The organism is Luteimonas deserti (assembly GCF_013425765.1).
In the GTDB taxonomy this organism is placed as follows: domain Bacteria; phylum Pseudomonadota; class Gammaproteobacteria; order Xanthomonadales; family Xanthomonadaceae; genus Luteimonas; species Luteimonas deserti.
Genome location: NZ_JACCJZ010000004.1, coordinates 38307 through 60324 on the forward strand (window position 1 = coordinate 38307; position 22018 = coordinate 60324).

A 22018-nucleotide genomic window follows, 5' to 3' on the forward strand; every position below is an offset into this window, starting at 1 on the left:
ATCGCGCAGAACCGCCCACGCCCGCCCCCTGCGACACACCGTCCCGGGCCGTTCACGCTGCGCTTTGCGACAATGCGCAGCGCGATGCGTCGCATTGCGGGCTCATACGTTCTCCGGAGATGTCATGCCGAACCGCGCCTGGCGCGGCGCGCTCGCGCTGCTGCTGTTGTTCCCCGCCACCGGCGCACTCGCGCGAGTCTGTCCGCTCACCGTCGACAGCAACGACTCGATGCGTTTCGCGCAGACGGAGTTGCGGGTCGCCGCCGACTGCACCCAGGTGCGGCTGACCCTGCGCCACGGCGGCCGCGTACCGGCCACGGCCATGGGTCACAACTGGGTGCTCACGCGCACGGCCGACTATCGCCAGGTCGCGCTCGCCGGCGGGCGCGCACGTCTGGCCGACAGCTACCTGCCGAAGGACGATGCGCGTGTCATCGCGCATACCAAGGTGATCGGCGGCGGCGAATCGACCACGATCACCTTTCCCGTGCGCGGCCTGCAGCGCGGCGGTGACTACACCTTCTTCTGCTCGTTCCCGGGGCACTGGAACGTGATGCGCGGCAAGCTGGTGATCGAATGAGTCGCGTCGTCTCCCGCTCGTTGCTGGCGATGGCACTCGCGACGGCCGGCATGCCGGCCTGGGCGCAGGCGGTCGCCGACGCGGCCGCCGCATCTGCACAGCCGGTGACGCTGGAGCGCGTGCGCGTCGATGCGACGCGCCTGCGCGGCGTCAGCGATTTCGACACGCCGGCCTCGGTCGATGCAATCCGCCTCGACGATGCGGACAGCAACCGCGCCGGCACCGTCGCGTCCGAGCCGCTGTCGGGCGTGCCCGGCCTGCTCGCGCGCGACCGCCAGAACCACGCGCAGGACACGCAGCTGTCGATCCGCGGCTTCGGTGCGCGTTCCACCTTCGGCGTGCGCGGCGTGCGTCTGTTCGCCGACGGCATCCCGGCGTCGATGCCGGACGGCCAGGGTCAGCTCTCGCATTTCAGTCTGGTCGGCGGCGACCGCATCGAGATCATGCGCGGCCCGTTCTCGGCGCTGTACGGCAACTCCTCCGGCGGTGTCGTGCAGCTGTGGAGCGCCGACGGACAGCCCGGCGATCCCTGGCGCTTCAAGGCCAGCCACGGACGCGACGACACGACCAGCCTGTCGACGCAGCTGCGTGGCGGCACGGAAGTCGTCGGCTACAACCTCGCGCTGTCGCGTTTCGACACCGACGGCTGGCGCGACCACAGCGCCGCGCGGCGCGATTCGGCGAACGCGAAACTGCGCTTCGATTTCGGTGATCGTCGCCGGCTGGACCTGGTCGCAAACCATGTCGACATCGACGCGCAGGATCCGCTCGGCCTGACCGCCGCGCAGGTGCGCGAGAACCCGCGCCAGGTCGCGTCGGTCGCGCGCCAGTTCGACACGCGCAAGACCGTGCGCCAGAGCCAGGCCGGCGCGGTCTACGAACACGGCATCGGCGAGGCGCACACGGTGCGTGCGATGGCCTACGGCGGCGAGCGCGCGGTGGTGCAGTACCTGCCGATTCCACCCGCCGCGCAGGGCAATCCGTTGAACTCGGGCGCCGTCATCGATCTCGACAACGCATACGGCGGGCTGGATCTGCGCTGGAGCTGGGAAGGCACGCTGGCCGGACGTCCGCTGGAAGTCACCTTCGGCGCGAACGCCGACCGGCAGCGCCAGGACCGGCAGGGCTTCGAGAATTTCGTCGGTGACACGCTCGGCGTGCGCGGGCGGCTGCGCCGCGACGAGCGCAACACGGTCGAAAACCGTGACCAGTTCGCGCAGCTCTACTGGACCTTCGCGCCGCGCTGGTCACTGCTGGCCGGCGTGCGCCACAGCGAGGTGGAGTTCGTCTCGCGCGACGCGTTCGTGACCGCGACCAACCCGGACGACAGCGGCCGCATCGCGTTCCGCCAGACCTCGCCGGTGGCGGGCGTCACGTTCGCGCCGCGCGAGGATCTGCGCGTGTACGCGTCCGCCGGACGCGGCTTCGAGACGCCGACCTTCAACGAACTCGGTTATCGCGCCGACGGCGGCGCCGGGCTCGCCTTCGATCTGGCGCCGGCGGTCAGCGACAACCTCGAGATCGGCACCAAGTGGCAGGCGCGTTCGGGCACTACGCTCAACGCCGCACTGTTCCGCGCCGACACCGATGACGAGCTCGCGGTCGCGCGCAACGTCGGCGGCCGCAGCAGCTTCCAGAACATCGGCCGCGCACGTCGCCAGGGCGCGGAACTGTCGCTGCGCCAGCCGCTGGGCGAATCGCTCGATCTGAGCATTGCCGCGACCTGGCTCGATGCGACCTTCCGCGACGACTATCTCGTCTGCACCGGTGCGGGCTGCACCGTGCCGGCGACTCCGGTGGCGGCGGGTGCGCGGATTCCCGGCGTTCCGGCCCGGCAACTGTTCGCACGGCTCGACTGGAGCGGCGGACCGTGGAGCGCGGCGATCGAAGGCGTGGGCGTCGGCGATGTCGTCGTCGACGACCTCGCGACCGGTCGCGCGGCCGGCTACGCACTGCTGCACCTCGAAGGGGCGCGCCGCTGGCGCTTCGATGCCGGCGAGCTGCGCAGCTTCGTGCGCGTCGACAACGTGCTCGACCACGCCTACATCGGCTCGGTGATCGTCAACGAAGGCAACGGCCGGTTCTTCGAGCCGGGCCCGGGGCGTGGGGTGATGGTGGGGGCGCAGTGGACGTGGAACCGGTGAGGCGAGCGGCGCGAGCGTTCGCTGTCCTTCCTGTCTCTTCATTCCGGCGAACGCCGGAGTCCGCCGCCGTCGTGGCTGTGATGCAGTCACCCGCCACCCGTGAAGCGGAGGCTCCGGAAGATTGCGTTGTCGTCCGTTGAACGTCGCCGTTCGTCGAACCGACACTCTCGGATCCCATTGGATGCGCGCCGTTCGCCCGAAGCATCGGCATCCGCTCGCTGACCGACGCATCTCCGGCGACGCCGGGCGCCATCTTCGCGGCCCGTCTCTTCGCGTCGAAGTGCAGAATCGCAAGCGGGCGTCCGCCTGCGCCATCGCGACGGACTGCGCGGTGTTCGTGCCCGGCTGACACGCCCCGAACCACACCTTGCAGAGCCGGTCATCCCGTCGGCTCCGCATTCGGGTGACGCGTGCGTGGAACGGGTAACGGTCGGGCGCTTGGCGCCACATCCCGTTCATCCCGAATGCACCCGGCACGGCTGTCGACAGGCACAGGCTGCTCATCGCTCTTCGCGCTGATACGCCGCTGCGGGTTGGAGACGCAGGACCGAGGGCCCTCAGCTTGCGGGGCCACGGTCTTCACAGGGCGTCGTCCTCGAGTCGTCGATGCGCTGCGCAGCGATCACGGAACCCGACGGCGGAACGGCATCGTTCTCGGCGCAAACGTCGGTGACGCGCGTGATGGTCCAGTGCGGTCACCCGAGCGTCTCCCGCGAACGATCGCTATGCCCCGACCGCGACAGGCGGTTCAACCGTCTCGCGGTACGACGTCGTTCCGCATCGGAACGCAGAGACGAGAGATCGCCTGCGTGCACCGGAACGACGGGATCGCACTGGTGACGACTGGTCTACGCGTCGCGAGTCACAGTGTCGGGCACGGCTCGGCGCGATTGCCGACGCCTTCGATCAGACGTCCCCACCGGCCGTCCAGCCTTCGCCGGTGCCGCGATGAAACACGCGATCTTCGTCGCGCACCGTGCCCGCGCCCACCGTGTCCTGCGTCGCCAGCCGCGCATAGATCGGCGTGAAGTCCGGGCGGGTCGCGTCCATCAGCTGCTCGAAGCTGTCGATGACGAAGTAGGTCTTCTGGTAGGTGTCGATGCGGTAGCGCGTGCGCATGATCCGCTCGAGATCGAAGCCGATGCGGTTGGGCGCGTCGGATTCCAGCGAGTAGATCGACTCCCCCTTCGACGACACGATGCCCGCGCCGAAGATGCGCAGGCCATCGGCCTGGCGGATCAGCCCGAACTCGACCGTGTACCAGTACAGCCGCGTCAGGTTCTGCAGCGCGTCCGGGCCGATGCCATGCGCCTTCACCCCGCCCTTGCCGTAGGCCTCCATGTAATCGGCGAATACCGGATTCATCAGCAGCGGCACATGGCCGAACAGGTCGTGGAAGAGGTCGGGCTCCTCGATGTAGTCGATCTGGTCCGGGCGGCGGATCCACCAGGTCACCGGGAAGCGCCGGTTGGCGAGGTGGTCGAAGAAGTCGAGTTCCGGCAGCAGGCCTTCCACACCCATCAGCGTCCAGCCGGTCGCGGCTTCGAGGACCTCGTTGAGTTCGGAGAACTTCGGAATCGCATCGGGGGTCATGCCCATCGCGTCCTGGGCCTGCAGGAACTCGTCGCAGGCGCGGCCGAGCAGCAGCTCGCGCTGACGCGCGTACAGCGTGGCCCAGGTCGCGTGGTCGGCGGCGCTGTAGGTGTCCCAGGGCTGCTCGACGATGCCGGTGGCGTAGACCGGCACCCGACCCTTGTCGGTCTGCAGGTTCTCGACGCGGCGCGGAGCGTTCGACGGCTGGGCGGACATGGCGGACTCCGATGACATTGCGTGACGTATCGACAATACCGCCGATCGGCCGCAACAGGCTTGCGTCATTGCAGAACTCAGCCTCACCTGCGCAATAATCGTGCGCATCGCGCCGATTCAGGACAACAACCATGTCTGCCGCTACGTTGGACCGCATCGACCTGCTGTTGTTGGCCGAACTCCAGCGCAACGGCCGGCTGACCAACACCGACCTCGCCGAACGCGTCCATCTTTCGCCGTCGGCCTGCCTGCGTCGGGTGCAGCGTCTGGAGCGTGACGGGGTGATCGCAGGCTACCGTGCCGACGTCAGTGCCGAACGTCTGGGCCTCGGCCTGCAGGCCTTCGTGCGCGTCCAGCTCAAGCACCACGACAGCGCGGCCGTCGCGGGCTTCGCAGACCTGGTCAATGGCTGGGACGAGGTGATTGCCTGCCATGCGCTGACCGGCGACATGGACTACCTGCTGCAGATCGCCGTGCGCGATCTGGAACACTTCTCCGGCTTCCTGCTCGATCGGCTGCTCAACCAGCCCGCGGTCGACGACGTGAACTCCAGTTTCGTGCTGCGCACGGTCAAGGCGAATCGGGGGATGCCCCTGTTGCGGTGATCCACAGCTCAGTGCGCGGACACCAGGTCACAGGCCTCGGCCGCGGCGCGCAGGCCCGACAGCGCTGCGCCCTCCATGAAGCCTTGCCATTCGTAGAAGCTGCTGGTCTGGTCGCCGGCGAAGAGGATGTTGCCCAGCGGCGGTGCTTCGCGATGCGCGATCCGGGTGAAGTAACCCGGTTGCGGCCTGGGCATCGCGCCCCGGCTGTTGCGATTGATCTGCCAGTTCTCGCTCGCCGCAACGACTCTGCCCCGGTTGCGCGCCACCGCATCACGTGCGCCCGGCAGCACTTCCTCGAGCGCTGCAAGGAAACCGGCCGCATCGGACTGCACACTGGCTGGCACCAGCGCGCGCGCTGCCGCGCCGCCGACCTGCTGGGCGAGTACCGCGCCCTGTCGGCCCGCCCCCGAAGGGTTGGTTTCCCACACGTTCTGGATATAGGGAAGATCGGCATTTCCGCCGCCGCTTGCCCCGCTTTCGCGCCAGTAGGGCCGCGTGAAACCGACCAGCAGGCGACTGGCATCACCCATCTCCGCGCCTCGAATGGCCATGTGCTTCCACGCCGGCATGTCGATCGCTGCACCGAACTGTACGTCGCGCAGCACGCTGAAGGGCAGCGCCAGCACCACTGCCTCATGATCGGACTGGACGCGTTGTCCGCCGATATCGAAGGTCAGGCGTACGCCGCCGGTAAACCGGCGGTTGATGGCCACCAGTCGATGCCCGTGCACGACCGGCTGCGGCAGCTGACGGGCGAGTCCGGTCGTGATCAGGTCGTTGCCGCCCACCACGCGCAAGGCGTCGCCCGGGGCCGCGTAACCGAAAGTGCTGCGGCGGTCGCCGTAGATGAAACGCAGAAACGCCAGCGCGCTCACCTCGTCCAGCTCGCTGCCGAACTCGGCGAGGAACGCGGTGCGCAGGACGCTGCGCAGCAGGCCGCTGGCGCCGTAGAGCACCAGATACTCGTCGAGCGTCATGAAGTCGAACACTTCCGCCTGCGGCGTGAAATGGTCTGCATGCGGCGCGCCGATCGCCTCGACATCGTCGCGGATGATGACGGCGAACTCCCGGAACTCCGCTGCGATTTCGGCTTCCGAATAGCGCATGCCCGCGTAGTGGTGGAAGCCGCCGCTGGTGCCGTCGACAGTTTCCAGGCGCAGCCCCAGTGCGCGCGCGTAACCTAGCATCGCGTGGTGCGAGCTGCCGATGAACTCGGCGCCACGTTCCGCGACCTGGCCTGGAAACGTGTCGCGCAGCGACCAGCACCGGCCACCCACCCGGGCCGAAGCCTCGAACACCGTCGCCGGGATCCGTTTGCGTGCCAGCTCGGTCGCGCACGCGAGGCCGGCGATACCGGCGCCGATCACGGCGACCCCGCGACCACCGGTGGCGCGTGCGACGAGTGCGCGCGCCTCGTTGCTGCCGGCGGCCGCGAGCAGTGGCGGCGCCAACGCGCCCGCACACAGCGTCGTCGTGCCGGCCAGTGCGACACGCAGTACCCGGCGTCGCCCCGCGTCGTGCGGCATGCCAGGGCCAATCGTCTGCGCGACCCCGGTACCGGGGTCACCCGTGGCCCGATCTGCGCGGGCCATTCGCAACACCTGTTCCATCCAGCGGGAGCGGACCATCATCATCGTCCTCGAAGACGCTCCGTCGCCGCATCGGGCGACGGCGGAGCGGAATGTTGTCCGGCGCGCGTCAGCGGCCGGTCCGGAACATCAGCTGCAGAGCACTGTCGCGCTGCTCACCACTGCCCACGAGCCCCCGGTAGTCGAACTGCAGCGAGTAACCCGTGAACTGGAACGATGCGCCGAAACCCAGTAGCAGGCGACTGCGGTCGTAACCGCGGACGCCGGTCACGTAGACCGGACCCAGCAGGTCCGCGTACTGCATCGATGTCGTGGCGTCGGCATCCAAATCGTGCTGGTACTCGATCCGGAGTTGCGGCGCGAAGGCGCCCCACCCGGTCACCCGGCGGAACGCGGAACGCAGCCCCAGACTGCCGGTCGTGGTGTCCACATCCTGCTCACCGTAGGCGAGGTCATGGACGCCGCCGCCATGCTCGACGTAACCGTCGAGCGTGCCGCGCATCGCGTCCACCCGCGCGTACGGTGTGTGCTGCCACTGGCCACCAACGAGATCGGCGCCGAGCGCTATCGAGGCCATGCGTTGATCGCCATCGCGGCGTCCGCGGGCGATGCTGCCGCCGGCGAGGAACCGGTCGACATCATAGGAAAGCGCCTGATAGCCCAACACGCCATCGACGAAGAACGTGCCGCCCGGCTGCAGGCTCGCGTACAGCGCGAGCGTGCGTGCGTTACCGCGCAGGTGCGAGCCGTTGCGGCCGATCGATGTACTGTCCTGACCGTAGCCGAGGCCGGCGCCGATCACGAGGAGAGGGTGCACGCGCATGTCCGCACCCGCGCTCACGCCTTCGGTCTCGAAATCGAAACCGCGTGCGCCGGCCTGGCCGTCGTGGTTACCCGAGCGCAGCGTGCCGCCGATCCAGTACCCGATACGACCGCCGCTGCCGCTTGCGGCAGGCGCCCCGGCGTTTCCGGACCCCGGGCCGCCGTCATCGAAGGGGCCACTAACGTCTTCGTTCTGCCGCCGCTGGCGCGCTGCCATGCCGCATGGGCTGTCGGGCGCGTGGAACCGGTTCTCCGCGCACAGCTCGCGGGCCGTGAACGCCAGTGCGCTGTGCACGCCGCTGGCGTGTCCACCATGCAACTGCTCGAGGCGCTGCTGGAAGTTGTCGAGCTGGCTGGTCGCAAACCGGCGTGTCGCCGCAGCCTGCGCATCGAGCAGACCGCGCACTTCAGGGTCGCGCGTCGGATCCGGTCGCTCGATGACCCCCAGGACATAGGTGCGCGTGCCGGTGAAGCCGAGCGCATCCGTCGCCTGTATCGAGACGGTGAAGCTACCGGCGACGGTCGGGGCGCCGGACAGAACGCCGCCGGTCGAGAGCGCGAGACCCGCTGGCAGCGCGCCGCTCGCAACCCCGTACGTGTAGGGCGCAGTGCCGCCTCGCGCGACCAGCGTCTGCGAATAGGCAAGTGTCGTCTGCGCCTGCGGCAATGTCTCGGGCTCGATCGAGATCAGCGGGGCGGACACCGCCAGGGTGTAGGCGACCGTGACGCTGCCGGGCGTCCCGCCCGTGCTGTCGGTCGCGGTGATCGAGAAGCTGAAGCGACCGGCTTGCGTCGGCGTTCCGGACACGACGCCGGTGTCCTGCGCGAGCGCCAGTCCTGCAGGCAGCACGCCCGCGCTGATCATGTAGCGATAGCCGGGTATGCCACCGGCAGCGGTGAATTGCTGACGGTAGGGCGAGCCGGCCGTGCTGTCGGCGAGCGTCTCCGGGGTCATGGTCAGCGCAGGCACGGCCACCGACATCGCATAGGTTCGGGTGGCGCTCTGACCGTTGGCATCGGCCGCGGCAACGCTGAACGTATAGGTGCCGGTCGCGGTCGGCGTACCCGACAGCCGGCCCTCGCCGGTCAGGTTCAGACCGGCGGGCAGCGCACCGCCGCTTACCGAAAACAGATACGGGGCGACGCCCCCGCCGGCCGAAAGTGCTTGTGCGTAAGCCACGCCTGCGGTCGCGTCGGGGAGCGCGGGCGGTGTGATCGTGATGGCCGGTTGCGGCACCTCGAGGGTGTAGCTCCGGGTGAGCGAGAACGGCGCGCCGACGCCCGTGGCGCCGCTGTCGGTGACCGTGATGTCGAAGGCGTAACTGCCCGGCGCCGTCGGCGTGCCCGACAGGGTGTCGCCGACGAAGGTCAGCCCCGGGGGCAGGGCGCCGGTCACTGAATAGCCATACGGACCGACGCCGCCCGACGCGCCGAATGCCTGCGAGAAAGGTGTCGCATAGGGCGCAGTCAACGGACCCGACCCTGGCGTCAGGCCGAGTTGCGGCGACTGGACCAACAGCGTGTAAGTGCGCGTTCCCGTTTGCCCGTTGGCGTCGGTCGCTACGATGCCAATGGAAAAAGTGCCGGCTGCAGTCGGTGCGCCCGACAGCGCACCGGCATCGGACAGTGCGAGGCCGGCGGGCAGGGCGCCGGCCGTCACCGCAAAGGTATAGGGCGCCACCGCGCCGCTGGCTGACAGCGTCTGGGAGTAAGGCTGGGCGACGGTCAGGTCGGGCAATACCCCCGGTGCGATCGAGACCACCGGGGCGCTGACGGTGACCGTGACCAGTGCCGGCGCGGACGTGCCGCCGCTGTTGGTCGCCAGGTAGGTGAAGGCGTCGGTCCCGGCGAACCCCGCCGCGGGTTGATACGTGATGCCGGTGCCCGTCGCGACCGCCGTTCCCGACGCGGGTAGCGTGCCCAGCGACACCGAGGTGGCGGCGCCGCCGGTGATGTCGAGCGTCACGGCCGTCGCGGGGGCTCCGTAGGCGACAGCGAACGCGACCGGATTGGCGACCGGCGCCGCGTCGACGACTGTGATGCGGTAGGTCTGGGTGACGGTGTACGGCCCGCTGCCCGTGCTGGTATCGGTCGCGGTCACACTGAAGTCGAAGTCGCCCAGCGCCGACGGTGCTCCGGTGATGGCGCCGCTCGACGCGTCGATGGCGAGGCCCGCCGGCAGTGTCCCGGACGTCACCGCATAGGTGTAGGGCGCCGTGCCGCCGGATGCGGGCGTGATCGCGGCGGCATAGCCGACGCCGAGCGTGCCGGCGGGCAGCATCGAGGTCGGCAGGACCAGGACGGCGGGCGCAACGGAGATCGAATACGCACGCGATGCGGTGAACGGTCCGGGCACCGGGCTGCTGTCGGTCGCGGTTACGGTGAACGTGAAGGAGCCGCCTGCGGTGGGTGTGCCGGCCAGCGTGCCGTTGGTGGCGAGCGACAGGCCCGCCGGCAACGCGCCTGCGCTGACGGCGAACGTGTACGGTCCGGTGCCGCCCGAGGCCACGATGGACTGACTGTAGCCGGCGGCCACCGCGGCACTGGGCAACGTCGGCGGCCCCACCTCGACCGGCACGTCGTCGTCGACGATCGTCCCGAGGCCCTGCGCGTCCGCCAGCGTCGCGTTGACGGGGGCGCCGAGATTGACGAAGAACGTCTCGTCGGCCTCCGGCACGATGTCCCCGACCACCGACACCGCGATCGGCAGGCTGGTGATGCCGGGTGCGAAGGTCAGCGTGCCGCTGGTCGCGAGGTAATCGGCGGGCGCACTTGCGGTCCCGTCGGCAGTCGCATACCCGACGGTGACTGTCCGACCACTGGCGACGTTCAACGCCACCGCGAACGTCGCGATGGTCATGCCCGTATTGCCCTCGACGACCGTGACATCGCCGATCGCGAGGCTGGGCAGGGGGTCGTCGTTGAGAATCGTGCCGAGCCCCTGGCCGTCGGCCACGACCGCACCCGAGACGTTGCCGACGTTGACGAAGAACGTTTCGTCCGCTTCGTTCAGGGTGTCGCCCGTGACCGCGACGCTGAAGGTGTAACTGGACGCGCCGGCGGGAATGCTCTGCGCGCCCAGGCTGCGCGCGACGTAGTCTTCGCCGGCGACCGCGGTGCCGTCCGCTGTCGCGATGTCGAAGCTGACACCGCCGGCTCCGGCCGGTGCGCTCAGGTTCACGGTGAATTCGAACGCGGTGGTGCCGGCATCACCCTCGGCGAGCGCCACATCGCCTATCGACAGCGCGGGCAGCTGGCTCACGGTCAGCGTGAACGCCTCGACCTCGAAATAGCTGCCGCCTCCCGCACTCGAATCGGTGACCCGGATCGTCACCGGGTAATCGCCAACAGGCGCTGCGGTGCTGCCACTGAGCACACCGGCCGAAGACAGCATGACCCCGGCGGGCAGGCTGCCCGTCTCGAGCTGATAGCTGTAGGGCGCGACGCCGCCGAGCGTGGACAGCGACTCGGAGAATGCAGCGCCCTGCTGGACGATCGCGGTCGCGGGCACGAGCGTCAGCGACGGGTTCTGCACCGTTCCGGCGTAGCTCTTCACCACGGACTCGCCGGTGCTGTCCTCCGATCGCACGCCGAAGCTGTACCCGCCCCGCGCAGTGGGTGTACCGGACAGGACGCCGGCGGCGTTGAGCGAGAGGCCCGCCGGCAATGCGCCACTGCCGAGCGCGTAGCTGTAGGGCGCTTGCCCGCCATCGGACGCCAGCGTCACGCTGAAGGGCGTGCCCGCGGTCAATGCGGGGAGGGACGCGGGGGTCACCACGATCGCGGAATTCGACGGCGTGATGGTGATGCTGAAGAGCACCAGGTCGTTCTCCTCGTCGAGCAGCGTGAAGCTGTCGGTGGGATCCGTACTGATGCCGTCGTGGGTATAGGTGACCTGCTGGAAGCCGCCACTGTTCGGTCCGATCACATACGTCCCGGAGGTCGGCGGTGTCGCGGGTGGGCCGTCGCTCATGCCTCCGTCGAAACTGCCGTCGCAGTTGCTGACATCGAACGTCGCGGAGCCACCGCTGGTGATGGTGGCCGTGAACGGCGTCGGACAGAACGCCGACGTCTGGGCACTGACACTGCCGGGCCACACCAGGCCGATGAGCATGAGCCAGCACGCACAATAGAATGCGCCCGCGACTCCACGGCGCGTCGACAACGTCTGCATGCTCTGTTCCCCTGATGGCGTCGGCACTGCTGTACCGGACTTCCAGCCCCATACCGCGACGGGCGATCGCAGTCCCACCCGCGGCCCAGTCGTCCCCCAACGCACGCATTACAGCAGCATTCCGCATCCTTCGCACATCGGGTCGAGGTCGACCCCGGGGCGCTGCTGGTCATGCCGCGGGATTTGCGACTACGCTAGCCACCGTCGGCACCGCGAGTCGACCACGGGGAGGGGCGGCATGAGTGAGTTCTTCATCGGTCAGATCATGATGACCGGCTTCGGCTTCGCGCCCCGAGATTGGGCGCAGTGCAACGGACAGTTTCTGCCGATCAACCAGAACCAGGCGCTGTTCTCGCTGCTCGGAACCCAGTATGGCGGCGACGGCATGACCCTCTTCAGGCTTCCCGACCTGCGCAGTCGCACGCCGGTCGGCTATGCGTCGTCGGTCGACCCCAATTGGCAGCCGTTGCCGATGCAGGCCGGCGAAAGCGGCGGTGTGGAAAGTGTGGCGCTGCGATCGTCCGAAGTTCCATCGCACGGTCATGCCGTGCATGCGGCGTCGGGCCCCGCCAACAGTCGCCTGCCCGGCGGCCGCGCCTTCGCGGCGAGCACCAATAGCGCCGGCGCGGCCGTTCCGATCTACGGCGCCGCCTCGGGGCCGAAGGTGACGCTGGCGCAGCAGTCGGTAGGGACGATCGGCGCCGCGCAACCCCATTCGAATATGCAGCCCTATGCCGCGATCAATTTTTGCATTGCTCTGCAGGGCATCTACCCGTCGCGAAACTGATCGGACGGCGCGGGGAGCATCCCGCGCCCCACCGGAGCGCCCATATGAGTGACTGCTACGTCGGCGAAATCCGCATGTTCGGATTCAATCGCCAGCCCATCGGTTGGGTCGCCTGCGATGGCCGACTGCTTCCGATCTCAGAGTACCAGACATTGTTCCAGCTGCTCGGCGTCGCGTATGGCGGCGATGGGCAGATCACGTTCGCCGTCCCCGATCTGCGCGGTCGGCTTCCGGTGCATCAGGGCCAAGGGCCGGGTCTGGGCAATTACGCACTTGGACGGATGGCAGGGACGGAGACGGTGACCCTGCTCGCGTCGCAGCTTCCCCCGCATACCCATCCACTGTTGGCGACCACGGCCGCCGCCACTGCCACCGCGCCAGGCCCCACGCTCGTGCCCGCGGCCGTCAGCGGTGACAACTTCTACGTCAGCAGCATTGCAGGCAATACGGCTGCGGCGATGGGCGCGCAAACGGTCGGGGTGGCGGGCGGCAGCCAGCCGCACGAAAACTGCATGCCCACGCTGGCGGTTCAGTTCTGCATCGCCTGGGCGGGCCTCTATCCGTCGCAGAACTGACCCTCTTCAAACGCACGTCCGATCCGCACCCGGAGCGATCCCATGACCGAACCCTTTGTCGGACAGATCCAGTTGTTCGGCTTCAACTTCAATCCTATGGGCTGGGCGTTCTGCAACGGCGCTGCCGTGCCGATCCAGCAGAACACCGCGCTGTTCTCGCTGCTGGGTGTGAACTATGGCGGGAACGGACAAACCGTGTTCCGGCTGCCCAACCTGGCCGGCCGCGCAGGCTGCGGTTCCGGCCAGGGGCATGCGCTGACACCTCGGAGCGTCGGGGACACGTTCGGGACCAATACGGCCACCTTGACCGCCGCGCAGATGCCCGCGCACGGACACCCGATCAACGCCTATTCGCAGTCGGCCGTGGGCAGCGGGCGTTCCGCCCCGGTCACCGATGGCGGGCTCTCGTTTCTCACAGTGAACACCAGTGCGCGAACCTTCGCGTCGGGTGCACCGGACACGACGCTCGCCCCCGATATGCTCCAGCCCGAAGCGGGCGGTGGCCAACCTCATGCGAATAGGCAGCCCTACCTCGCTCTGAACTTCTCGATCGCGCTGCAAGGGGTCTTCCCGTCGTTTCCGTGACGGCCGGGGACGCCCTTCTTGCCGGCACGCCGGACGACGGGCTCCAGGCGCTGCCCGCGCTCGCTGCGCAGGGCTTGACGATTCGGCGCCTGTGCGAGCGCGATATGGCATGGTTGCCCGCGCTGTATGCCAGCACCCGCGAAGACGAAATGTCCCGGCTGCCGTGGCCGGATGCCATGAAGCATGGTTTCCTCGCTCAGCAGTGCGCGGCGCAGCACCGCCACTACGTCGCGGTCTTCGCCGATGCCGAGTTCTATGTCGTCTGTGATGGTGACCGCCCGGTGGGGCGCTTCTATCTACAGCCAACGCCCCCCCTGCACCGGATCATCGACATCGCGCTGCTTCCAGGCGCGCGTGGACGCGGGGTGGGTACCGCACTGATCGTGGCGTCCCAGCGCAGGGCATACGCCCAGGGATGCGGCATGGAGTTGCACGTGTTTCACTCGAACGCTGACGCGGCGCGCCTCTACGCCCGGCACGGTTTCGTCGGTGTCGAGGGTGATCCGGCGGCGTCCCATCGCCTGATGCGGTGGAACCGGCCCGAGCCGTCGTGACTGCGTTCGTCAGTTGAAGACGGCCTGGTAGACGAAGCCCTCGCGGTTCTGTGCGATGGGTACGAGGAAGATGCCGACATCACCCAGCCGCGGATGGCGCATCCGGAAGGTCTGCTGGGGAAACAGCAAGGGAGACCCGTTGTGGAATAACAACGAGAACGGGGTGCGCTGCGCACCCGGTAGCGTCGCTTGCACCGGCGCCGCTTCGACCAGCACGAAGGGCGCCTCGAGTCCCTGGATGTCCGCCATGAATGTCTCGTTGAGACAACCGGCGAAGTGTTCGAGCGTCAGCAGGTCCATTCGGCGACAAGGCAGGAAAGAAGGCGAACATCATCGCGCCTCGTATCCCGTTTGGCACGCCGGAGCGCGGGTCGGTCGCCAAGGCAAGCACCAACGGGGTGCGGGGACATCTCCCTGCATTATTGTGGTGCAAAAGCCGCGGGGCGATGGCGTCTGGCATCGGCTAAGCCATTGTTTTCTTGTTGCGAATGGTTGGCACGCTCATTGCGTCGCTGCATGCACTCCCAAAGCAAGGTGACCGTTTCCGATGTCCATCGACACCGTCGAAAAGCTGATCAAGGACCACAAGATCGAATTCGTGGATCTGCGTTTCACCGACATGCGCGGCGTGCAGCACCACGTGACGTTTCCGCAGTCGGTGGTCGAGCCGGGCCTGTTCGAGGACGGCAAGATGTTCGACGGCTCGTCGATCAGCGGCTGGCGCGGCATCCAGAACTCGGACATGGTGCTGTTGCCCGATCCGTCCACCGCGTTCGTCGATCCGTTCACCGCCGATCCGACCCTGGTGCTGACCTGCGACATCCTCGATCCGACCACCATGCAGGCCTACGAGCGCGATCCGCGCGGGATCGCCCGCCAGGCCGAGGCCTTCCTGAAGTCCAGCGGCATCGCGGACCAGGCCTTCTTCGGTCCCGAGCCCGAGTTCTTCATCTTCGATTCGGTGCGCTACGCCAACGAGATGGGGCACACCTTCTTCCACATCGAGTCGGAAGAAGCGCACTGGAACTCGGCCAAGGAATACGAGGGCGGCAACAGCGGCTACCGTCCGGGCATCAAGGGCGGTTACTTCCCGGTCGCGCCGCTCGATTCACTGCACGACATCCGCGCCGAGATGTGCAAGACGCTGGCCCAGGTCGGCATCGAGGTCGAAGTGCACCACCACGAGGTGGCGAATGCGGGGCAGTGCGAGATCGGCACGCGCTTCAACTCGCTGGTCAAGAAGGCCGACGAGCTGCAGACGATGAAGTACATCGTCAAGAACGTCGCCTTCCGCAACGGCAAGACCGCGACCTTCATGCCCAAGCCGATCGTCGGCGACAACGGCAGCGGCATGCACGTGCACCAGAGCCTCGCCAAGGGCGGCACCAACCTGTTCACCGGTGACGGCTACGGCGGCCTGAGCCAGACTGCGCTGTGGTACATCGGCGGCATCTTCAAGCACGCCCGCGCGATCAACGCGTTCTCCAATGCGTCCACCAACTCCTACAAGCGTCTGGTGCCGGGTTTCGAAGCGCCGGTCATGCTGGCCTACTCGGCCTCGAACCGCTCGGCCTCGTGCCGCATCCCGTACGTCGCCAACCCGAAGGCGCGCCGCATCGAAATGCGTTTCCCCGATCCGATGCAGTCGGGCTACCTGACTTTCGCCGCGCTGATGATGGCGGGCCTGGACGGCATCAAGAACCAGATCGATCCGGGCGGCCCGAGCGACAAGGACCTCTACGACCTGCCGCCCGAGGAAGAGAAGAACTTCCCGACCGTGTGCCATTCGCTCGACCAGGCGCTCGACGCACTCGACAAGGACCGCGACTTCCTCAAGGCCGGCGGCGTGTTCTCCGACGACTTCATCGATGCCTACATCGCGCTGAAGATGAAGGAAGTCACCGCGTTCCGCGGCGCGACCCACCCGCTCGAATACCAGATGTACTACGCGATCTGATTTCCGCCGTCGTAGCGCCGCGTGCGGCGCGACGGGACGTACCACGCCGGCGGCGTTCGACGGCCGGCCGCAGGACCCGGGCGCATCGCCGCCCGGGGTGACACCCGCAGACGGCGACGCCTTCCCTCCCCCACGGTCGGGGGCGTCGCCCGATGCATCTGCAATGACGATCAGGCCGAAGCCGGATCGACGGGGACACGGCCCGGGGGTGGGCCGCGTGCGACCCACAAGCGCCGCAGAGCGCAGGTCGCCGAACCAGGACGCCAGGGGCGGCGTCGACACGTATCACGCGCTACGTACCACGCAATGACCGGGGAGGGCTTTCATTCATTGAGGAGCCTGTGTCATGCCGTCTCGCCATCGTGTTTCCGCAACAATCCTGTGGCTCGGCCTGCTCGCCGCCGGCGGTGCACAGGCCGAGGTGTCGGGGTCGCTCACGCTGACCAGCGACTACCTGTTCCGTGGCATCACCCAGACCGACGGGAAGCCCGCCCTGCAGGGTGGCATCGAGTGGGCGCACGACAGCGGGTTCTACGCCGGCGCCTGGGGCAGCAGCATCAGCTGGCTGTCCGATTCCGATCCCGACATTTCCAGCCAGGTCGAACTCGACGGCTATCTCGGCGTCCGCGGCGACTTCGGTGACAGCGGCGTCGGCTGGGACGTCGGCGCCGTGCATTACTGGTATCCGGGCCGCTATCCGGCCGGCTTCAACAAGGCCGATACCACCGAGCTGTATGCCGGGCTGAGCTGGAGCGTCCTCGGCGCCAAGTATTCCTATGCGGTCACCGATCTCTTCGGCATCCCCGACTCCGACGGCAGCAGCAATCTCGACGTCACCGTCGGCTGGGAGTTCGCGCCCGGCTGGAGCTTGAACGGGGCCGTCGGCAAGCAGTGGGTCGCAGGCACCGCCGGCACCGCGACCTATGCGTTCTGGTCGGCCGGGGTGGGCAAGACCTTCGACAACGGCTTCGACGTCGCCTTGGCCTGGAACGACAACGACCTGATCGGTCCCGACGAGACCATCACCTTCGCGGTCACCAAGTCGTTCTGACGGCGTGACCCTCCACAGGAGAGCTGCATGAAACTGATCATCGCGATCATCCGGCCGTTCAAGCTCGACGAGGTGCGCGAAGCGCTCGGCGCGGCCGGCGTGTCCGGCCTCACCGTCACCGAGGTCAAGGGATTCGGCCGACAGAAGGGCCACACCGAGCTCTACCGCGGCGCCGAGTACGTCGTCGACTTCCTGCCCAAGATCAAGCTCGAGTGCGCCGTCACCGATGACGTGTTCGAGGCCGCGATCGAAGCCATCACGCGTGCGGCCGGCACCGGAAAGGTCGGCGACGGCAAGGTGTTCGTCGTCGCACTGGAGCAGGTCCTGCGCATCCGCACCGGCGAAATCGGCGCCGACGCCCTCTAAATCCACGGAGATTCCCATGACCACGACGACAACCCGCGGGTGGGCGACCCGGACCCGGGCATTCGGCCTGACCCTGCTGTGTGCGCTGGCGCTGCTCGGCGTCGCCGGCGGCGCCCTGGCGCAGATGCCGCCGACCGATCCACCGGCGGTTCCGGTGGCGGCCACCGCCGAGGCATTGACCGCCGCCGACACCCCACTCGAAGTCGCCGCGTTCGACAGCGGCAATGTCGCCTGGATGCTCACCTCGACGCTGCTGGTTCTGCTGATGGTGGTACCGGGGCTGGCGCTGTTCTACGGCGGCATGGTGCGCGCCAAGAACGTGCTGTCCGTACTGATGCAGGTGCTGGTGGTGTATTCGCTGGTGATCGTGCTGTGGGTGGCCTACGGCTACAGTGCGGCGTTCACCGAGGGAAATGCCTTCTTCGGCTCGTTCACCGAGAAAGCATTTTTGCGTGGCATCACCGCCGACACGGATGCCGACGGCCTGCCCGAATTCCTGTTCGTGATCTTCCAGGCGACCTTCGCCGGCATCACCACCGCGCTGATCGTCGGCTCGTTCGCCGAGCGCATCAAGTTCGCCGCAGTGCTGCTGTTCTCGATCCTCTGGGTGACCTTTGCCTACCTGCCGATGGTGCACATGGTGTGGAGCGGAGATGCGGGCTTTCTCGCCCACCGCGGCGTGATCGATTTCGCCGGCGGCACCGTGGTCCACATCAATGCCGGTGTCGCCGGGCTGGTGGGCGCCTACTTCATCGGCAAGCGGCTCGGCTACGGGCGTGAGGCGCTCAAACCACACAACGTGCCCTTCACCTTCGTGGGCGCGTCACTGCTGTGGGTCGGCTGGTTCGGCTTCAACGCCGGCTCGGCGCTGGCCGCCGACGCCAGTGCGTCGCTGGCGATGATCAACACCATGGTCGCCACTGCCGGCGGCGTGCTCGCGTGGAGCCTGGTCGAAGCGTTCACCAAGGGCCATCCCTCTGCGCTGGGCGCGGCCTCCGGCGCGATCGCAGGACTCGTCGGCATCACCCCGGCGGCGGGCACGGTGGGGCCGATCGGTGCACTGGCGATCGGCCTCATTGCCGGTGCACTGTGCGTGTGGGGCGTCACCGGACTGAAGCGGCTGCTGCGCGCCGACGACAGCCTCGACGTCTTCGGCGTGCACGGCATCGGCGGCATCGTCGGTGCGCTGCTGACCGGCGTCTTCAGCGCGCAGTCGCTCGGCGGCACCGAAGCGGATCTCGCGATCGGCGCCCAGGTCTTGGTGCAACTGGTCAGCGTGGTGTTCACCATCGTCTGGTGCGCCGTGGTGACCGCGATCGCGATCACAATCACCCGCCTGGTGACCGGCCTTCGCGTCAGCGAGGACGACGAGCGCAACGGGCTCGACATCGCCTCGCACGGCGAGTCCGCCTACGAGAACTGAGACCGGGGTCTCTGCGTCGGTCGCGCCGACGCAGAGGCCGGTCGGTCGCGCGCCGACCGCGGAGAGCTCTGGCGATCGTGGCGGCCGCTGCGCGGCTTGCGCCCGTGCACCGGAGCGGGTGCAATGCGCCATGCGCCTGATCTCCGTTCTCCTCGCCATGGCCCTGCTGTCGGGCTGCGCCCATCAGGCAGCTCCACGCAATCCGCTCGCGACCTGGGTGCCTTCGGGCAACCACGACGCGCGCCGCCCGTTGCTGGTGGTGCTGCATTACACCGAGCAGGACTCGGTGCAACGCAGCCTCGACACCCTGCGTACCGGCAACAGCGGCGGCCGGGTGAGCGCGCATTACCTGGTCGGCCAGCGCGGCGAGCGCTACCAGCTGGTCTCCGATCTCGACCGGGCCTGGCATGCCGGGGCCGGTCGCTGGGGTGCGATCGGCGACGTCAATTCGGCATCGATCGGCATCGAACTCGACAACGACGGACGCACACCGTTCGCCGAGCCGCTGATCGAAAGCCTGCTCGTCCTGCTCGATGATCTGACCACGCGCTGGCGGATTCCGCCCGGGAACATCATCGGACACTCCGACATGGCGCCGACGCGCAAGATCGACCCCGGCGTGCACTTTCCGTGGAAACGCCTGGCCGAACACGGCCATGGCCTGTGGCCGCGCGACGACACACCGCCGCCACCGCCCGGCTTCGACGCCATGCAGGCATTGCGCCTGCTGGGGTATCCGACCGACGACCCGGAAGCCACGGCCCGCGCGTTCCGCATGCGCTATCGCGCGCTGCGCGAAGGACCGCTGGACGGCGAGGACCATCGGATCCTGCATGCGCTCGTGCAGGGCTGGACGATTCCGGCACATCCGCGGGCGCGCGCCCGATGACCGGCACCGAGCAGGCCAAGGCGCTGTTCTTCGAAGGCCTCGAGCATCACAACCGGCACCGGTTCCTGGCGGCGGAAACCTGCTACCGCCGGGCGCTGGACCTGGTGCCCGAACGCGTGTCCGTGCTGGTCAACCTCAGCGCCGTGCTCATCGCGCAGTCGAAGTTCGACGAGGCGGCCGCACTGTGCCGGCGGGTGCTGGCCATCGAGCCGGGCAATACCGAATGTCGCGCGCACCTCGACGTGTGCCGCCACGCGGGCGCGACGACGCGTCAGCGCTGGCTGCAACTGGAGCAGGCGGTGGTCGCGCATCCCGATGACGCCGGCGCGCACGACAGGCTGGGCAGGGCCTGGCTCGACAATGGCGATCCCCGACGTGCGCTCGCCTGCTTCGAGACCGCGCTGCGCCTGTCGCCTGGCGATACGTCGGCCGGCGTCCACCGCGCCCAGACGTTGCTGGCCCTGGGCCGCGCGGACGATGCCCTGCGTGCCTACCTGGACTGTCTCGCCACCGCGCCCGGTTCTCTGGTCATCGCCCAGGCGGCGCTCGCCGTGCTGCTCGAACACGGGCACGCGATGGCCTGGACCCTGCACGATCCTCGGGTCGTACGCCTCCTCATCGAGGGGCTGGCCACCCCGTTGCTGATACCGCAGCTGCTCGCGCCGCTGGCCATGGCCCGGGTGCTGCTGGATCTGCAGCAGGGCGGCCCGCAGCAGGTGTCGCTCGACGCGCTGGCGGACATGCCGGTGTTGATGCGGGTGCTGGTGCACGCGCGCATCGCCACGCCGGAACTCGAAAGCCTGCTCACCGACGTCCGGTGTCGCCTGCTCGCGCAGCTGGCGGCCGTCGACGGCGTCGGGGCGCTGGATCCGGTCGTGCGGCTGGCGGTCGCGATCGCCACGCAATGCTGGCGGAACGAATACTGCTGGTACGAGACGGAAGCGGAGACCGCGCAGGTCCACGTGCTCGCGACGCGAATCCGGGGCGGCGATGCAATGCCGTTCGACGTGCTCGCGTTGGCCATGTACGCACCCCTCGACACCGTGCTCGGCGACGACCGCGAGCGCCCCGCGGCGGCATGGCCCGACGCCCTGACCCGGCTGGTGTCGCAGCAGCTGGCGCTGGATGCGCAGGCACGGTCGGCCGCCGCGTCGGTGCCGCAGCTGACCGCGATCGACGACGCCACCGCCGCGCGCGTACGGCAGTGGGACGACCACGCGCCATCCCCGCGCTGGACGGCCCTGCCGGCACAGGCCGCCCGTACCCCGCTGGCGCAATTCGCACGCCAGGCCATCGCCGGCGCGCCTGAGCTCGGGATCACGCCTGGTCCGGGCGGCGTTCGTGCATTGAATGCCGGCTGCGGGACCGGCCAGCATGCGGTCGACATGGCGCTCCGGATCGACGGTCTGCACCTGCTCGCGATCGACCCGAGCCGCGCCCGCCTCGGCTACGCGATGGCGCTGGCGCGTCGCCACGACGTCCACGGCATCGAGTTCGCCCAGGCCGACCTGTCGCGGCTGCGCACGCTGGACCGGCAGTTCGATTACATCGAGTCCGCGGATGCGCTCCAGCACCTGGAGGCGCCCGAAGCGGGACTCGCGGCGCTGGTGGACTGCCTGGCACCGCGGGGACTGGTGCGCATCGCGCTCCACAGCCGGCGCGGTCGCCAGTGCATCCGGCATTGCCGGGACTGGACGAGCGCGCAGGAGCCATCGCAGACCATCGCTAGCATCCGGGCGCTGCGCCAAGCGATCCTGGCGCTGCCCCCGGGCGATCCGCGGCGCGAGGTCACACGCTTCAGCGACTTCTACGCCACCGGCGAATGCCGCGACCTGCTGCTGCGGACCGGAGAACCCCATTACGATCTGGTCGAGGTCCACGCGATGCTCGAGCGGCAGGGTGTGCGGCCGCTCGGCCTGGAGGCACCGGACGCCATGCAGCAGGCCTTCGTCCGCACGATGCCGGGCGCCCGCCTGGACGACTTCAGTGCATGGGACCGCTTCGAGGCCGCGCACCCGCGCACGTTCGAACGGATGTTCTTCGTCTGGGCGCAGAAACCCGGCTGATCCCGTGCACGCGACGCGCGTGCCATCGCGTCGGCACCTTCG

Annotated in this window: 16 protein-coding genes and 1 pseudogene; 13 read left to right on the plus strand and 4 right to left on the minus strand. The window is 68.5% G+C overall.

Translation table 11 applies throughout. The features are described from left to right. Positions 1–124: 124 nt before the first annotated feature. Positions 125–580 carry an azurin gene (gene azu, locus H0E82_RS00890; protein WP_180543092.1) on the plus strand — a complete coding sequence of 152 codons (456 nt, stop codon included), beginning with the start codon at positions 125–127 and terminating at the stop codon, positions 578–580. A 29-nt stretch (positions 581–609) separates the two neighbouring features. Further along, the gene (locus H0E82_RS00895) at positions 610–2724 is read left to right on the plus strand and encodes a TonB-dependent receptor family protein (RefSeq protein WP_425600301.1); all 2115 of its coding nucleotides are present in this window, start codon (positions 610–612) and stop codon (positions 2722–2724) included. 906 nt (positions 2725–3630) lie between these two features. On the opposite strand, the gene phhA is transcribed toward H0E82_RS00895, so the two are convergent. Beyond that, positions 3631–4533, minus strand: a complete 903-nt coding sequence (gene phhA, locus H0E82_RS00900) for a phenylalanine 4-monooxygenase (RefSeq protein WP_180543094.1) — start codon at positions 4531–4533, stop codon at positions 3631–3633. Between the two features lie 131 nt (positions 4534–4664). On the opposite strand from phhA, the gene H0E82_RS00905 reads away from it, so the two are divergent. Continuing rightward, a complete protein-coding gene (locus H0E82_RS00905) occupies positions 4665–5138 on the plus strand; it encodes an Lrp/AsnC family transcriptional regulator (RefSeq protein WP_180543095.1) in 474 nt (157 codons plus the stop codon). 8 nt (positions 5139–5146) lie between these two features. Here H0E82_RS00905 and H0E82_RS00910 read toward each other — a convergent pair whose 3' ends face one another. Continuing rightward, positions 5147–6664 carry a flavin monoamine oxidase family protein gene (locus H0E82_RS00910; RefSeq protein ID WP_180543096.1) on the minus strand — a complete coding sequence of 506 codons (1518 nt, stop codon included), beginning with the start codon at positions 6662–6664 and terminating at the stop codon, positions 5147–5149. A 172-nt stretch (positions 6665–6836) separates the two neighbouring features. Continuing rightward, positions 6837–11318 (minus strand): annotated as a pseudogene (locus H0E82_RS00915) (putative Ig domain-containing protein); the annotation flags it as partial. A gap of 643 nt (positions 11319–11961) precedes the next feature. On the opposite strand from H0E82_RS00915, the gene H0E82_RS00920 reads away from it, so the two are divergent. Genes H0E82_RS00920 through H0E82_RS00935 form a run of 4 tightly spaced genes read left to right on the plus strand, consistent with a single transcriptional unit; the run spans position 11962 to position 14224 of the window. Further along, positions 11962–12510 carry a phage tail protein gene (locus H0E82_RS00920; protein ID WP_180543098.1) on the plus strand — a complete coding sequence of 183 codons (549 nt, stop codon included), beginning with the start codon at positions 11962–11964 and terminating at the stop codon, positions 12508–12510. A 44-nt stretch (positions 12511–12554) separates the two neighbouring features. Then, a complete protein-coding gene (locus H0E82_RS00925) occupies positions 12555–13085 on the plus strand; it encodes a phage tail protein (protein WP_180543099.1) in 531 nt (176 codons plus the stop codon). A gap of 42 nt (positions 13086–13127) precedes the next feature. Further along, complete coding sequence (locus H0E82_RS00930) at positions 13128–13670, plus strand: phage tail protein (RefSeq protein WP_180543100.1); 543 nt, start codon at positions 13128–13130, stop codon at positions 13668–13670. Next, positions 13667–14224, plus strand: coding sequence for a GNAT family N-acetyltransferase (locus tag H0E82_RS00935; RefSeq protein WP_180543101.1), 558 nt, complete (start codon positions 13667–13669; stop codon positions 14222–14224). Before H0E82_RS00930 ends, H0E82_RS00935 begins: the two co-directional genes overlap by 4 nt. A gap of 9 nt (positions 14225–14233) precedes the next feature. On the opposite strand, the gene H0E82_RS00940 is transcribed toward H0E82_RS00935, so the two are convergent. Further along, a complete protein-coding gene (locus H0E82_RS00940) occupies positions 14234–14524 on the minus strand; it encodes a DUF6916 family protein (RefSeq protein WP_180543102.1) in 291 nt (96 codons plus the stop codon). A 247-nt stretch (positions 14525–14771) separates the two neighbouring features. Here H0E82_RS00940 and glnA point away from each other — a divergent pair, with 247 nt between their 5' ends. The 6 genes from glnA (at position 14772) to H0E82_RS00970 (ending at position 21976) form a co-directional block, all read left to right on the plus strand. Beyond that, positions 14772–16181, plus strand: a complete 1410-nt coding sequence (gene glnA / locus H0E82_RS00945; protein ID WP_180543103.1) for a type I glutamate--ammonia ligase — start codon at positions 14772–14774, stop codon at positions 16179–16181. Between the two features lie 346 nt (positions 16182–16527). Next, complete coding sequence (locus H0E82_RS00950; protein ID WP_180543104.1) at positions 16528–17232, plus strand: TorF family putative porin; 705 nt, start codon at positions 16528–16530, stop codon at positions 17230–17232. Positions 17233–17259: 27 nt separating this feature from the next. After that, the gene (locus H0E82_RS00955; protein ID WP_180543105.1) at positions 17260–17598 is read left to right on the plus strand and encodes a P-II family nitrogen regulator; all 339 of its coding nucleotides are present in this window, start codon (positions 17260–17262) and stop codon (positions 17596–17598) included. 16 nt (positions 17599–17614) lie between these two features. Then, positions 17615–19021 (plus strand): ammonium transporter, encoded by a 1407-nt coding sequence (locus H0E82_RS00960; protein WP_180543106.1) that lies wholly within the window; start codon positions 17615–17617, stop codon positions 19019–19021. Positions 19022–19151: 130 nt separating this feature from the next. Further along, entirely contained in the window at positions 19152–19910 is a 759-nt protein-coding gene (locus tag H0E82_RS00965; protein WP_180543107.1) for an N-acetylmuramoyl-L-alanine amidase, read from the plus strand. Then, on the plus strand, positions 19907–21976 hold the full coding sequence (locus H0E82_RS00970) for a class I SAM-dependent methyltransferase (RefSeq protein WP_180543108.1): 2070 nt from the start codon (positions 19907–19909) through the stop codon (positions 21974–21976). Before H0E82_RS00965 ends, H0E82_RS00970 begins: the two co-directional genes overlap by 4 nt. Positions 21977–22018 lie beyond the last annotated feature (42 nt).

Coding starts and splice junctions, on each gene's coding strand:
- azu (WP_180543092.1), top strand. CDS start 125: ATGCCGAACCGCGCCTGGCGCGGCGCGCTCGCGCTGCTGCTGTTGTTC.
- H0E82_RS00895 (WP_425600301.1), top strand. CDS start 610: ATGGCACTCGCGACGGCCGGCATGCCGGCCTGGGCGCAGGCGGTCGCC.
- phhA (WP_180543094.1), bottom strand. CDS start 4,533: ATGTCCGCCCAGCCGTCGAACGCTCCGCGCCGCGTCGAGAACCTGCAG.
- H0E82_RS00905 (WP_180543095.1), top strand. CDS start 4,665: ATGTCTGCCGCTACGTTGGACCGCATCGACCTGCTGTTGTTGGCCGAA.
- H0E82_RS00910 (WP_180543096.1), bottom strand. CDS start 6,664: ATGCCGCACGACGCGGGGCGACGCCGGGTACTGCGTGTCGCACTGGCC.
- H0E82_RS00920 (WP_180543098.1), top strand. CDS start 11,962: ATGAGTGAGTTCTTCATCGGTCAGATCATGATGACCGGCTTCGGCTTC.
- H0E82_RS00925 (WP_180543099.1), top strand. CDS start 12,555: ATGAGTGACTGCTACGTCGGCGAAATCCGCATGTTCGGATTCAATCGC.
- H0E82_RS00930 (WP_180543100.1), top strand. CDS start 13,128: ATGACCGAACCCTTTGTCGGACAGATCCAGTTGTTCGGCTTCAACTTC.
- H0E82_RS00940 (WP_180543102.1), bottom strand. CDS start 14,524: ATGGACCTGCTGACGCTCGAACACTTCGCCGGTTGTCTCAACGAGACA.
- glnA (WP_180543103.1), top strand. CDS start 14,772: ATGTCCATCGACACCGTCGAAAAGCTGATCAAGGACCACAAGATCGAA.
- H0E82_RS00950 (WP_180543104.1), top strand. CDS start 16,528: ATGCCGTCTCGCCATCGTGTTTCCGCAACAATCCTGTGGCTCGGCCTG.
- H0E82_RS00955 (WP_180543105.1), top strand. CDS start 17,260: ATGAAACTGATCATCGCGATCATCCGGCCGTTCAAGCTCGACGAGGTG.
- H0E82_RS00960 (WP_180543106.1), top strand. CDS start 17,615: ATGACCACGACGACAACCCGCGGGTGGGCGACCCGGACCCGGGCATTC.
- H0E82_RS00965 (WP_180543107.1), top strand. CDS start 19,152: ATGCGCCTGATCTCCGTTCTCCTCGCCATGGCCCTGCTGTCGGGCTGC.
- H0E82_RS00970 (WP_180543108.1), top strand. CDS start 19,907: ATGACCGGCACCGAGCAGGCCAAGGCGCTGTTCTTCGAAGGCCTCGAG.